A 13107-nucleotide genomic window follows, 5' to 3' on the forward strand; every position below is an offset into this window, starting at 1 on the left:
CCAGGTTCAAGGAGTCGTATCGAGTCACCCGGAGGATGCGAGTGAAGGCCGACATCGAGCACTGGGCCGACCGCCTGTCGGCCTTGGCCGCCGACTGCGAAGTGCCGGGCGCGAGCCTGGCGTTCTGGCACGACGGCGAGGTGTACGAGTGCGCGACGGGCGTCCTCAACACCGCCACGGGGGCGCCCGTGCTGACCGACTCGCTGTTCCAGATCGGTTCGGTCACCAAGGTGTGGACCGCGACCCAGCTGATGCTCCTGGCCGAACAGGGCCGTATCACCCCGGACACCCGTGTCGCGGAGATCCTGCCGGAGTTCCGGGTGAGCGACCCCCGCGCCACACGGACGATCACCCTGCGTCACCTGCTGACCCACACCTCGGGCCTCGACGGTGACCTCTTCCTGGACACCGGCCGCGGTGACGACTGCCTGCGGCGGTACGTCGAGGCGTGCTCCGGCCTGGAGCAGACCTTCCCCGTCGGCGACTCCCACTCGTACTGCAACTCCGGGTTCGTCATCGCCGGCCGGGTGATCGAAAAGGTCACCGGCATGGTCTGGGACCAGGCGCTGCGCGAGCAGATCTGCGGCCCCCTGGGGCTGACCCACACCTGGACGCTCCCGGAGGACGTCCTGCGTTTCGGCGCCGCGGTCGGCCACGACGAGCACGGCGCCGTCGTGCCGCGGTGGGGTCTGCCACGGTCGGTCGGTCCCGCGGGGTCGATCTGCGCGCGGGCCGCCGACGTGGTCGCCTTCGGCCGCGCCCACCTCACCCCGGGGACGCTCCTCGCCGACCCCGCGGCCTTGCGCCAGGCGCAGGTCGACCTGCCCAACCCGCACACGGGCGGCCGGCAGTGGGGCATCGGCTGGAGCCTGGACGAGTGGGACGGCCACCAGGTCGTCTCCCACAGCGGCGACACCATCGGCCAGCACGCCGTCCTGTGGGTCCTGCCCGAACTCGGGACCGTCATCGCCGCCCTGGTCAACGGGGGCCGAAGCGTCGATTTCCAGCACCGTCTGGCCACCGAACTCCTCCGCGAGCTGCACGCGATCGACGTGCCCGCCCCCCTCGCTCCGCCCGAACCACCCGTCCGCGTCGACGTCGTCCCGTTCACCGGCGTCTACGAGCGCGCCGGCAGCAGGATCCACGTGACGGCGGATCAGGGTGGCCGACTGAGCCTGCGCACCGAACCCACGGGCCTCCTCGTGGGCCTGGCCCGCTCCCGCACCCTCGACCTCGTCGCCGTCGACGAGGCGACCTTCCTGGGCCGCGACGACGGCGATCCGGTCTGGGACGCGGTGGTGTTCGAGCGCCGACCCGGCGGCACCTCGTACCTGCACTACAGCGGCCGCGCCACCCCGAAGACCAGCTGACCCGACACGATTGGAAGCCCCCGTGCCACCACCTTCCGCAGCCGGCGAAACGCCCGTCGACGCGGTGACCACCGCCCTCCGGGCGATCTTCGACGAGGCCGGAGCCGAAGGCTTCGTCCATGCCCGAGACGTCGACGCCGGCGGCGGTGCGGCCGCCCGCGAGGTCGCCTTCCGTGCCGACGCCCCCGTCATCGTCGCGTCCCTCCGCAAGATCGTCGTCGCCCTCGCCTACGCCCGTCAGGCCGCGGCCGGCGCCCTCGACCGGGCCGCCCGGCACACCATCACCGCCGCCAACCGCGAGGGTGGCGGCATCGGCACCGACAGCTGCCGGCACGACGTCACCCTGAGCACCCGCGACCTCGCCTTCCTCATGCTCTCCATGAGCGACAACGCGGCCACCGACAAGCTGATGGAGATCCTGGGAACGGACCAGGTCCGCGCCGTAGCTACCGAACTGGGCTGCCCCCGCCTGCCGGTCGGCCGCTACCGCGAACTGTGGGACCCGGTCTGGGTGGAACTCGGGCTCGACCCGGACGGCGACGTCGACGCCCAGCTGGACCGGGTGAGCGAGGACCGGATCAGGGACCTCGCCATCCTCGACCCCGCCCGGTCCGCCTCCAGCACGCCCCGGGAGACCACCTCCCTGCTGACGGCGATCTGGCGCGACCGTGCGGGCCCTGCTGAAGCCTGTGCGGAAGTACGTGAACTCATGAGCCACCAGTTGTCGGTGCACCGCCTCATCGCCGGCTTCGGCAACGAGGTCAAGGTCGCGGCCAAGAACGGCTCCCTGTGGGGCGTCCTCAACGAAGCCGCGGTCGTCGAGTACCCCGACGGGGGCCGCTACGCCGTCGCGGTCTTCCTGCGCACCCCCGCCCTCGGCGGCCGCAACCCGGCCGCCGACGCCGCGATCGGCCGTGCCGCACGGACCGCCGTCGACCACCTGCGCCGCCCGCAGGCCGCCACCGCACCCCAGGAGACGCCATGACCACCGCCGCGCGGACGGACTCCGCGGACCAGGTCCACACCGTACTCGCCCACACCTTCGCCCGGGCCGGTGCCGAAGGCTTCGTCCACGCCAGGGACCTCGACACGGGAGCGGAGTTCGGACACGGCGCTGACACCCGGGTGGTGCTCGCTTCCGTCTTCAAGATCCCCATTGCCCTGGAGTACGCCCGCCAGGCGGCGGCCGGGGACCTCGACCCGGCAAGCCGCCACACGGTCACCGCCGCCTACCGGGCAGGCGGCAGCGGTACCGATGGTTGCGCGGACGACATCGAGATGAGCGCGCGCGACCTCGCCTTCATGATGATGACGATCAGTGACAACGCGGCGACCGACCTGCTGCTGGACATCGTCGGCCCCGACCGGGTCCGCTCGACGCTCGACGGCCTCGGGTTCCCGGGCTTCGGTTTCTCCTCCTGCGCCGCCTTGGACGACGACATCCGCCGGGAACTCGCACTCGCACCGGAGCGCTCCCTCGACGACCAGTTGGCGGGCGTCCCCGACGAACGGCTCCTCGCCCTGCGCGCATGCGCCCCCGGCAGCAGCCCGTCGAGCACGCCGCGCGAGGTGACCGCGCTCCTGGCCGCGATCTGGCGCGACGAAGCCGGCCCGGCGAGCGCCTGCGCCGAGGTGCGGGACATCATGGGCCAACAGGTGTGGCAGCACCGCCTGGTATCCGGTTTCCCCGAAGCGGGCGTCCGGACCGCCGGGAAGACCGGTACCGATTTCGCCGTGCGCAACGAAGCCGGCGTCATCGGCTTCCCCGACGGCAAGCGGTACGCCGTGGGCGTCTTCCTGCGCACCTCGACCGCAGCCGCACGGCAGCCCCTCGCGGACCGTGCCATCGGCCGCGCCGCCCGGGCGGCCGTCGACCATCTGCGCGCCGCGACGTAAACGAGCCCGCAGTGCGCCTCTGTACACACCCACACGAGCCCCCGGGCCCCGGGCCGCGCCCCCAGCGGTCCGGGGCCCGCGTGTCTTCCCGGCCGTCGCGCGGCTTGGGGTCCCGCACCCAATCGGCCCACCGGCTTTCGTCGTCCCGGCTGAATCATTTCCGGCCACCAGCCGCGACTGTGGGGCAACTCTCCCGCCCCAAGGAGCCCCCTATGAAGCCCCCGATGAACAGAGCCAAGGCGATGGCCGCCTGTCTCGCGGCGTCACTGCTGGCGGCCGGCTGCGGCAGCGGCCAGGCCGGCTCGGCCGGTGGTGACGCCTTCAGCTTCGCGATCAAGAGCGATCCCGGTCTGCTCGATCCGGCCCAGTTCCACAACAGCGCCACGTACACCGCGCTGTCGCTCGCCTACGACACGCTGGTGAACATCGACCCCGACGGCCGCGTCGTCCCGGGCCTGGCCGAGAAGTGGGACGTCAAGCCGTCGTCGGTCACCTTCACCCTGCGCCGCGGCGTCACCTGCGCGGACGGCACCCCGGTGACACCCGGCACGATCGCCGCGAACGTCGACCACATCACCGATCCGGCCACGAAGTCGCCCGCCATCGGTGTCGTGGTCCCCGAGGGCCTGACGGCGAAGGCCGACGACACGGCCGGCACCGTGACCCTCGCCACGCCCGAGCCGTTCGCGCTCATCCTGCAGAGCACCCGATACCTGTTCATGGTCTGCGGGCAGGGGCTGAAGGACCGCTCGCTGCTCAAGAGCGGCACCTCCGGATCGGGCCCCTTCCAGCTCACACGGGCGCTGGCGAACCAGAGTTACACCTTCACCCGGCGCACCGACTACGCCTGGGGACCCGGTGGCGCCACGGCATCCGACCCCGCCATGCCCGGTTCGGTCGTCCTCAAGGTCGTCGGCAGCGAGTCGACCGCGGCGAACCTGCTGCTCTCCCACCAGCTGAACGCCGCACAGTTCGCCGGCCCCGACCGTGCCCGGGTGACCGACGTCCCTGGCGTGAGCACCACCGTCCAGGCCAACGGCACGCAGGAGTTCTTCTTCCACCAGGGCGCGGGGCACCCCGGCCACGACCCCGCGGTCCGCAAGGCCCTCCTCCAAGCGGTCGACCTGCAAGCTCTCGGCGCGATCTCCACCGGGGGCACCGGACAACGGCCCACCGGCCTGGTGCTGCAACCGAACCCCTGCCCCGGTGACACGGTCACCGGCCACCTGCCCGACTTCGACCCCGTCGCGGCCGGCTCGGCACTCTACGCGGCCGGCTGGCGCCAAGGTCCCGACGGCATCCGGGTCAAGGAAGGAAAGAGGCTCACGATCCGCATGATCTACGGGACTTTCGGGGGCGAGGGCATGGCCGCCGCAGCCGAGTACCTGGCCGACGCGTGGAAGAAGGTCGGCGTCGACGTGCGCCTGCGGGCCCTGTCGGACGTCGCTTACGACGAGGTGGAAGCGGTCACCCAGGACTGGGACGTGGACTGGGTATCCCTCGGCGTCACCCTGCCCACGCAGCTGATCGGTTCACTGTCCGGCCCGTTCACCCCCGATGGCGGCAACTTCGCCCACCTCACCAATGCCACGTACGAGGACCTCACCGCCGAGGCGAGCGAGCTCCCGGGCACGGCGGGCTGCGCTCTGTGGGCACGGTCGGAGAGCGCGCTGTTCGACGGCGGCGATCTCGTCCCCGTCGTCGACAAGACCCTCACCACCGCCGCCCACAACGCCACCTTCCGCATCACGGCGGGACTCTTCGACCCGACGTCGATCCGCATGACGGGAGGACGGAAGTGACCACCCCCTCCGAGGTGCTCGCCGCACACGACGCGCCGGCCACCGCCCGGCGGCGGCGCGCCCGCCGGCTCACGCCGGGCTTCTTCGCCCGGCACCTGCTGCGCCTGGCCGCCTCCCTCGCCGTGCTCGTCGTGGCCTCGTTCGCGATGATCCACCTGATCCCCGGCGACCCGCTGCGCCGGATGCTCGGCCCCACCGCTCCGAAGGAACTCGTCGCGCAGCGCCGGGATGAACTCGGCCTCGACGATCCGCTGTTCACCCAGTTCACACACTACGTCCGCGATCTGGTCTCGGGCGACCTGGGAACCTCCTTCTTCTCCTCCCAGCCGGTGACCGACATCATCGGCCAGGGCCTGCCCAGCACCCTGGCCCTGGCGGTCCTGGCCACCCTCGTCGCGCTCGCCGTGGCCGTACCCCTTGGCCTGTGGGCCGCCGTCCGCACCCACAACGGACGCCGGCGCGGCACGGAGACCGCGTTCACCACGCTCACCGGTGCCGCGGTCGCCATCCCCGAGTACCTCTACGGTCTGGCGCTGCTCCTCGTCCTCTCCCTGGGCCTCGGCCTGTTCCCGCCGGCCGGCCTGACCGGACCCGCCTCCTTCGTGCTGCCCGTCACGGCACTGGCCATCGCCCCGGCGGCGATGATCGCCCGCCTGGCGCGTGTGGAAACCCTGCGCGAACTCGACACCGACTACATGCGCCTGGCCCACGCCAAGCGCCTGCCCGCCCGGCGGCTGTACGCCGTGCATCTGCTGCCCAACACCCTCACCGCGACCCTGACCATGGGCGGCCTGCTGCTCAGCGGGCTGATCACCGGCAGCGTCCTGGTCGAGAACGTCTTCGCCTGGCCGGGTCTCGGCCTGCGTACCGTCGAGGCCATCACCCAGAAGGACTACCCCGTGGCGCAGGCCATGATCCTCGTCTACGGCGCCCTCGTCCTGCTCGTCAACTTCCTCGTCGACGTCCTGCTGGGGATCCTCGACCCCAAGTCGGCCCTGTCCGCCTCCGCCTCCGCCTCCAGGGAGGGCTGATGCGCAGCCGTGTTCTGAGAAACCCCGTCGGCCTGCTGGGCGCCGTGCTCGTCGCCCTCATGATCCTCCTCGCGATCGTCGCCCCGTCGATCTGGGAGGACGCCGCCACCCGGATGAACCCGAGGGCGATCAGCCAGGGGACCTCCGCCTCGCACCTGCTCGGCACCGACGCCGTGGGCCGCGACCTGCTCGCCCGCACCCTGGTCGCCACCCGGCTGACCCTCGGCCTGGCCTTCCTGGCCACCCTCATCGGCACCACCGCCGGCATCCTGCTCGGGGCCCTGCCCCAGGTCCTGCCGCGGCGCGCGGGCCGCGCGGTGATCGGCGTCGTCGACCTGCTGGTGGCCTTCCCCGCCCTGCTCCTCGCCATGTTCACCGCCGTCGTCGCCGGACTCGGCGCCGAGGGTGCCGTCCTCGGTATCGGCGTCGCGCTCGCCCCGACGTTCGCCCGGCTCACCCACACCATGACCGCGTCCGTCGCCGGGTCCGACTACATCGCAGCCGCCCGCATGCTGCGCGTGCCGCGCCACCGCATCCTCATCCGGCACGTCCTGCCCAACATCGCCGAACCGCTCGTCCTCAACACGGCCCAGGCCATGGGCGGCGCCCTGCTCGGCCTGTCCGCGATGTCCTTCCTCGGCATGGGCGTCCAAGCGCCTTCCTACGACTGGGGACGCCTCCTCAACGAAGCGTTCGGCCACGTCTACGTCACCCCGTCCGTCGTCGTCGCCCCCGCCCTCGCGGTCAGCCTTTCCGGCCTCGGCTTCATGCTGCTCGGCGACAGCTTCGCCAAAGCCGCCTCCCATACCCGCGAGCCGGGCGGCAAGCCCACCGCTCCCCAGGTGACACCAGCCCAGGACGAGCCCGTACCGGATGCCGTCCTGGAGGTGCGCGACCTCACCGTCGCCTTCCCCGGCGACATCACCCCCGTACGGCAGGTGTCACTGACCGTCCGCGCCGGCGAGATCGTCGGCCTCGTCGGAGAGTCGGGCAGCGGCAAGAGCATGACGGCCGCCGCCATCGGACGGATCCTGCCCTACCCCGGCCTCGCCGGCAGCGCCCGCATGCGGCTCGGCGGAGTTGATCTCGACGACCTGACCGACTCCGAGCGCCGCAAGCTGCTCGGCTCCTCGCTGGCGATGGTCTTCCAGGACCCCACCAGCTCCCTCAACCCCGCCCTGCGGGTCGGCGGCCAGCTCGCCGAAGTGGCCACCCTGCACGACGGCGCCACCCGCACCGAAGCACGCGCCCGCGCCGTCGAACGCCTCGACCGGGTCCGCATCAAGAACCCCGCCGACATCGCCGCGCGCCACCCGCACGAGCTGTCCGGCGGCATGCGCCAGCGCGCCGTCATCGCCATGGGCCTGATGAACACCCCCCGCCTGATCATCGCCGACGAGCCCACCACCGCCCTCGACGTCACCGTCCAGCGCGAGGTCCTGCGCGTCCTGCGCGAAGCCGTCGACCAGACCCGGGCGGGCGCCCTGTTCATCTCCCACGACATCGCCGTCGTCAGCGAACTGTGCGACCGCATCGCCGTCATGTACGCGGGCCGCATCGTCGAGGAACTCCCCGCCGACGCCCTCCACTACGCCCGCCACCCCTACACCCGCGCCCTGGTGGGCTCGCTCCCCGACATGGACACCGACCGCTCGGGCCCCCTCACCACCATCCCCGGCCGCCAGCCCGCGCCCACCGACGTCGGCGACGGCTGCGCCTTCACCGACCGGTGCGCCCTCGCCACCGCCCGCTGCGCCATCCGCCCGAAGCTGCTCGCCCGCACGGAGAACCACTCCGTCGCCTGCTGGGAGGTCCAGTGAACATCAGCGAACTCACCGTCCGCTTCGGCAACTTCACCGCCGTCGACCGCGTCGGCCTGGAGGTTCCCAAGGGCTCCGCCACCGGCCTCGTGGGGGAGTCCGGCTCCGGGAAGTCCACCCTCGCCCGCGCCGTGGCCGGCCTGACCCCGTACCGGGGCACCATCACCGGGGTCACACCCGGCAGCGTCCAGATGGTGTTCCAGGACCCGTACTCCTCCCTCAACCCGCGCATGAGCATCGGCGACGCCATCGCCGAAGGCACCCGCCTGCCGCGCGCCCGGCGGCAGGCAGAGGTCGGACGGCTCCTCGAACTGGTCTCCCTCCCCGCCGCGTACGCCGGCAAGTACCCCCGCGAACTCTCCGGCGGCCAGCGCCAGCGCGTCGCCATCGCCCGCGCGCTGGCAGCCCGACCGGAGCTGCTCATCGCCGACGAGATCACCTCCGCCCTCGACGTCTCCGTCCAGGGCGCCGTGCTCAACCTGCTGCGCGAACTGCGCGGCGAACTCGGCCTGACCATGCTGTTCATCTCGCACAACCTCGCCGTCGTGCGGTACGTCTGCGACGCCGTCGCCGTCATGCACCACGGCCGGCTCATGGAGTGCGGCCCCGTACACGACGTGATCGGAGCGCCCCGGCACGAGTACACCCGCACCCTGCTCGACGCGGTCCCGCGCCTGGCCCGCGCCTGAGCCGCCCGCCCCTCGCCGACGTGTACGGCGGCCCGACACCCCCGTACGAGCCGCCGGACGCCTTCCACCGCCCGAAAGGACCGCCGTGCCCCACGACCTCCACCACCGCGCCGTCGTCGCCGACGCGCACAACGACCTGCTCATGGCCGTCGCCGCACGCCCTCCGAAGCGCTGGGGATCCTTCTTCCGCGAACGCTGGCTTCCGCAGCTGCGCCAGGGCGGAATCGACCTTCAGGTGCTGCCGGTCTTCATCGACGACCAGTACCGCCCCGAGGGGGCGCTGCGGCAGACCCTGCGCATGATCGAGTGCGCCCATGTCCTCGCCGAGGCCAACGCCGACCAGGTCGCACTGTGCCGCGACGGAGCCGACACCGACGCGGCACTCGCCGAAGGGAAGATCGCCCTCGTTCTCGCCCTGGAGAGCGCCCCTGGCATCGACGCCTCCGTCGAGCTCATCCCCACCCTCTTCCGGCTGGGCGTGCGCATCGCCTCGATCGCCCACTGGGGGCGTACCCCACTCGCCGATGGCAGCCGCGAGGACGCCACCGGCAGCCGGCTGACCACGCCCGGTGTCGAAGCGCTGCGCGAGATGGAACACCTCGGCATGCTCTTCGACATCTCCCACCTCGGGGCGAGCGGGGTCTCACACGTGCTGGAGCTGGCCACCCGGCCGCTCATCGCCACCCACTCGTGCGCCCGCGCCCTGCGCGACCACCACCGCAACCTGACCGACGAGCAGATCCGGGGAGTCGCCGCCACCGGTGGTGTGGTGTGCGTGAACTTCGTACCGGACTTCCTCACCGACGACCAGGCGAAGGTGAGCACCGACCGGGTCGTCGACCACATCGAACACATCGTCTCCGTCGCCGGGATCGACCACGTCGGCCTCGGTTCGGACTTCGTGCGCGAGGTCATGCACGACGTCACCCCACCCTGCTGCGAGAGTCTCGACGACGAGGACCCGATGTTCGACTTCCCCGGCCTTGAGAGCCCGGTGGGCATGCCGCTGGTGACCGAGGCGCTGCTCCGCAGAGGTCTGCCGGAGGCGGACATCCTGAAGATCCTCGGCGGGAACGTACGGCAGCTCATGGCCGGGCACATGGGCTGACACCGGGCAAGGCCGCGGTGCCCGGCGGGTCAGGACCCGCCGGGCACCGGCCGTTCCACGGTCATTGGGTCCCCGGCACGAACCGGACGCCCAGGTTGTCACCAGGGCACCAACCAGGCCACCGGCGCCCTCCCTAGCGTGGCAGTCATCCCAACCTGGAGGAGCCACCGTGCCGGCCGACCAAGAACCCAGCCCCTCGCGAGCGGACGCCGCCCCCGCCGTCGCTTTCGATCTCGGCGCCATGCTCGCCGACCTCGAAGAACTCGTGACCTGCGAGTCGTACTCCGCCGACCACGCCGCCGTCGCACGCAGCGCACAAGTGGTCGCCGACCAGGGCGGCCGGCTGCTCGGCGTCCGTCCCCAGACGATGGTCATCGATGGGGTCACCCACCTCCAGTGGACCTTCGGCACCCCGCGCGTCCTGCTCCTGGGCCATCACGACACCGTCTGGCCGATCGGCTCCCTCACGACCCACCCGTGGTCGGTCGAGCAGGGCATCGCCCGCGGCCCGGGCGTCTTCGACATGAAGGCCGGCCTCGTGCAGATGTTCCACGCCCTGGCCTCGCTGCCCTCCCTCGACGGTGTCTGCGTCCTGGTCACGGGTGACGAGGAGGTCGGATCGGACACCTCCCGCCACCTCATCGAGGACCTGGCACGCCAGTGCGCGGCCACCCTGGTCCTGGAGCCCTCCGCCCCGGGGGGAGCGCTCAAGACCAGCCGCAAGGGCGTCTCCCTCTACGACATCACCGTCCACGGACGCGCCGCCCACTCCGGCCTCGAACCCGAGAAGGGCATCAACGCGGCCACCGAACTCGCCCACCAGATCCTGGCCATGAGCCGGATCGCCGACACGGTCAGGGCCCGGACCGGACCCGGGACGACGCTCACCCCCACCGTGGTGTCGGCCGGCACCGCGAGCAACACCGTGCCCGCCCGCGCCGACCTCAGCGTGGACGTACGCGTCCCCAGCGCGGCGGCCCAGGAAGCGGTCGACCAGCTGCTCAGGACGCTGCGCCCCGAACACCCCGGCGCCCGCCTGCACGTCGCCGGCGGCCCCAACCGTCCGCCGCTGGATCCGGACGCCTCCCACAAGCTCTTCGCACTGGCCGAGAACACCGCCGCACGTCTCGGCCTCGGCCCCCTGAGCCCGGCTGCCGTCGGCGGCGCCTCCGACGGCAACTACACCGCCGGAGCCGGCTGCCCCACCCTCGACGGCCTCGGCGCCGTAGGCGACGGCGCCCACGCCGACCACGAACACGTCGTCACCGCCACCCTGCCGGACCGAGCCCGGCTCCTGGCCCACCTTGTCGGAGCGCTGCAGTGAACGCACTCGACCTCAGAGAACTCCACACGATGGAGGACCTGGACACCGTCAGCCGGCTCTACGCCGAGATATGGGGGACGGACACCGACAGCCCGCCCGTCTCCGCAGACGTCATGCGCGCCCTGTCCCACGCCGGCAACTACGTGGCCGGCGCGTACGAGGACGGCCGACTTGTCGGCGCGTCCCTCGCCTTCTACGGCGACCCCATCGGCACCACCCTTCACTCCCACATCACCGGTACCGCCATGGGACGAGGTATCGGACACGCGCTCAAACTGCACCAGCGCGAGTGGGCCCTGGCCCGCGGAATCAAACGGATCACCTGGACCTACGACCCGCTGATCCGGCGCAACGCGTACTTCAACCTCGTGAAGCTCGGCGCGCGCCCCCAGGAGTACCTCCAGGCGTTCTACGGCGCCATGGACGACGCCATCAACGGCGGGGACGAGTCCGACCGCGTACTGACCGCCTGGGACCTGACCGCACCCCCGGGGCCGTACACCTTCGACCTGCCCGCCGACGTCGCCCATGGCGTCCGCAACGTCGACAGCCGCCCCGTGATCGGACCCACCGACGCCGCCGCCATCCTCATCGACCTCCCCGACGACATCGAGGCCCTGCGCCGCACGGACCCCGGCGCCGCCCGCGACTGGAGGCTGGCCGTACGGCACACCCTCGCCGGACTGCTCGCCGACGGAGCGCGCGTCGCCGGCTTCCACGACCGCCGCAGCTACCTCCTCCACCGCACCGCCGCCTGAACATCCCACCAGGAGCCACCCGCACATGAAGACCACCATCTCCGGCGTCGAACTGCGCCGCATCGCCATGCCGCTCGTCGCCCCCTTCCGCACCTCCTTCGGCGTCGAGACCAGCCGGGACGTCCTGCTCGTCCGCGTCGTCACCTCCGACGGAACCGAAGGCTGGGCGGAGTGCGCGGCCATGTCCGAGCCGCGGTACTGCTCCGAGTACGTCGACGGTGCCCAGGACGTCCTGCGTCGCTTCCTCATCCCCGCCCTGGCGAAGAACGGCGTGGACGCGGCGGCGGTCGGCCGCGCACTCGAACCCTTCACCGGTCACCACATGGCCAAGTCCGTCCTGGAGACGGCCGTCCTCGACGCCCAGCTCCAGCTGTCAGGCGTGTCCTTCGGCGACCACCTCGGCGCGGCGCGTGCAACCGTCCCCTGCGGCGTCTCCGTCGGCATCATGGACTCGATACCTGAACTCCTGGACGCCGTCGAGGGCTACGTCGCCGAGGGGTACGTCCGGATCAAGCTGAAGATCGAGCCCCGCTGGGACGTCGAACCCGTCCGCGCCGTCCGCGAGCGCTTCGGCGACGACCTGATCCTCCAGGTGGACGCCAACGCCGCCTACACCCTGGCCGACGCCCAGCAGCTCGCCAAGCTCGACGACTTCGGCCTGCTCCTCATCGAACAGCCCCTCGCCAACGACGACATGGTCCAGCACGCCCAGCTCGCCAAGCTGCTGCGCACCCCGATCTGCCTGGACGAGTCCATCGAATCCGCAGCCGACGCCGCCGCGGCCATCTCGCTGGGCGCCTGCTCCGTCATCAACATCAAGCCCGCCCGCGTCGGCGGCTACCTCGAAGCCCGCCGCATCCACGACATCGCCCGCGCCCACGGGGTCCCCGTCTGGTGCGGCGGCATGCTGGAGACGGGCATCGGCCGCGCCGCCAACGTCGCCCTCGCCGCTCTTCCCGGCTTCACCCTCCCCGGCGACACCTCCGGGTCCCACCGCTACTTCGCGACGGACATCACCGAACCGTTCGTCCTCGCCGACGGCCACCTCGACGTCCCGACAGGGCCGGGGCTCGGCATCGAGCCGCTGCCGGACATCCTGAAGGAGGTCACCACGTCCACCGAATGGATCGCGCTCTAAAGGGTGTTGCAGAAGGCTGAGTTCCGGGCATTTTCCGTGTATGGGTGGGGTGTTGCGGGTTGAGCCGTTGTGGGTTGAGACGTTCACGGGCTTGCGGATCGACCGGTTCGCGAAGCTGGTGAAGGTGGTGCGGGAGCGGGGCGGGAACGGTCCCGGTGGCGGCAGGCCGTG

General features: G+C 71.8%; 11 protein-coding genes and 1 pseudogene. All 12 read left to right on the plus strand.

Going from position 1 to position 13107, the window contains the following annotated elements; genetic code table 11:
* Positions 1-35: 35 nt before the first annotated feature.
* Positions 36-1370 (plus strand): serine hydrolase domain-containing protein, encoded by a 1335-nt coding sequence (locus AB0M92_RS29670; protein WP_366105385.1) that lies wholly within the window; start codon positions 36-38, stop codon positions 1368-1370.
* 22 nt (positions 1371-1392) lie between these two features.
* The gene (locus tag AB0M92_RS29675; RefSeq protein ID WP_366105386.1) at positions 1393-2355 is read left to right on the plus strand and encodes a serine hydrolase; all 963 of its coding nucleotides are present in this window, start codon (positions 1393-1395) and stop codon (positions 2353-2355) included.
* On the plus strand, positions 2352-3266 hold the full coding sequence (locus tag AB0M92_RS29680) for a serine hydrolase (protein ID WP_366105387.1): 915 nt from the start codon (positions 2352-2354) through the stop codon (positions 3264-3266). The genes AB0M92_RS29675 and AB0M92_RS29680 overlap by 4 nt, the downstream gene beginning before the upstream one ends.
* Before the next feature lie 224 nt (positions 3267-3490).
* On the plus strand, positions 3491-5068 hold the full coding sequence (locus AB0M92_RS29685) for an ABC transporter substrate-binding protein (protein WP_366105388.1): 1578 nt from the start codon (positions 3491-3493) through the stop codon (positions 5066-5068).
* Positions 5065-6099 carry an ABC transporter permease gene (locus tag AB0M92_RS29690; protein ID WP_366105389.1) on the plus strand — a complete coding sequence of 345 codons (1035 nt, stop codon included), beginning with the start codon at positions 5065-5067 and terminating at the stop codon, positions 6097-6099. The genes AB0M92_RS29685 and AB0M92_RS29690 overlap by 4 nt, the downstream gene beginning before the upstream one ends.
* On the plus strand, positions 6099-7919 hold the full coding sequence (locus AB0M92_RS29695; protein WP_366105390.1) for a dipeptide/oligopeptide/nickel ABC transporter permease/ATP-binding protein: 1821 nt from the start codon (positions 6099-6101) through the stop codon (positions 7917-7919). The genes AB0M92_RS29690 and AB0M92_RS29695 overlap by 1 nt, the downstream gene beginning before the upstream one ends.
* Positions 7916-8608, plus strand: coding sequence for an ATP-binding cassette domain-containing protein (locus AB0M92_RS29700; protein ID WP_366105391.1), 693 nt, complete (start codon positions 7916-7918; stop codon positions 8606-8608). The genes AB0M92_RS29695 and AB0M92_RS29700 overlap by 4 nt, the downstream gene beginning before the upstream one ends.
* Before the next feature lie 85 nt (positions 8609-8693).
* On the plus strand, positions 8694-9716 hold the full coding sequence (locus AB0M92_RS29705) for a membrane dipeptidase (RefSeq protein ID WP_366105392.1): 1023 nt from the start codon (positions 8694-8696) through the stop codon (positions 9714-9716).
* 241 nt (positions 9717-9957) lie between these two features.
* Complete coding sequence (locus AB0M92_RS29710; RefSeq protein WP_366105399.1) at positions 9958-11040, plus strand: M20 family metallopeptidase; 1083 nt, start codon at positions 9958-9960, stop codon at positions 11038-11040.
* The gene (locus AB0M92_RS29715; protein WP_366105393.1) at positions 11037-11798 is read left to right on the plus strand and encodes a GNAT family N-acetyltransferase; all 762 of its coding nucleotides are present in this window, start codon (positions 11037-11039) and stop codon (positions 11796-11798) included. The genes AB0M92_RS29710 and AB0M92_RS29715 overlap by 4 nt, the downstream gene beginning before the upstream one ends.
* A gap of 25 nt (positions 11799-11823) precedes the next feature.
* Positions 11824-12936, plus strand: a complete 1113-nt coding sequence (gene menC / locus AB0M92_RS29720; protein WP_366105394.1) for an o-succinylbenzoate synthase — start codon at positions 11824-11826, stop codon at positions 12934-12936.
* A 40-nt stretch (positions 12937-12976) separates the two neighbouring features.
* A pseudogene (locus tag AB0M92_RS29725) lies at positions 12977-13107 on the plus strand (IS5/IS1182 family transposase); the annotation flags it as partial.

The organism is Streptomyces sp. NPDC051582 (assembly GCF_040681715.1).
Classification (GTDB): Bacteria; Actinomycetota; Actinomycetes; order Streptomycetales; family Streptomycetaceae; genus Streptomyces.

Coding starts and splice junctions, on each gene's coding strand:
- AB0M92_RS29670 (WP_366105385.1), top strand. CDS start 36: ATGCGAGTGAAGGCCGACATCGAGCACTGGGCCGACCGCCTGTCGGCC.
- AB0M92_RS29680 (WP_366105387.1), top strand. CDS start 2,352: ATGACCACCGCCGCGCGGACGGACTCCGCGGACCAGGTCCACACCGTA.
- AB0M92_RS29685 (WP_366105388.1), top strand. CDS start 3,491: ATGAACAGAGCCAAGGCGATGGCCGCCTGTCTCGCGGCGTCACTGCTG.
- AB0M92_RS29695 (WP_366105390.1), top strand. CDS start 6,099: ATGCGCAGCCGTGTTCTGAGAAACCCCGTCGGCCTGCTGGGCGCCGTG.
- AB0M92_RS29710 (WP_366105399.1), top strand. CDS start 9,958: ATGCTCGCCGACCTCGAAGAACTCGTGACCTGCGAGTCGTACTCCGCC.
- menC (WP_366105394.1), top strand. CDS start 11,824: ATGAAGACCACCATCTCCGGCGTCGAACTGCGCCGCATCGCCATGCCG.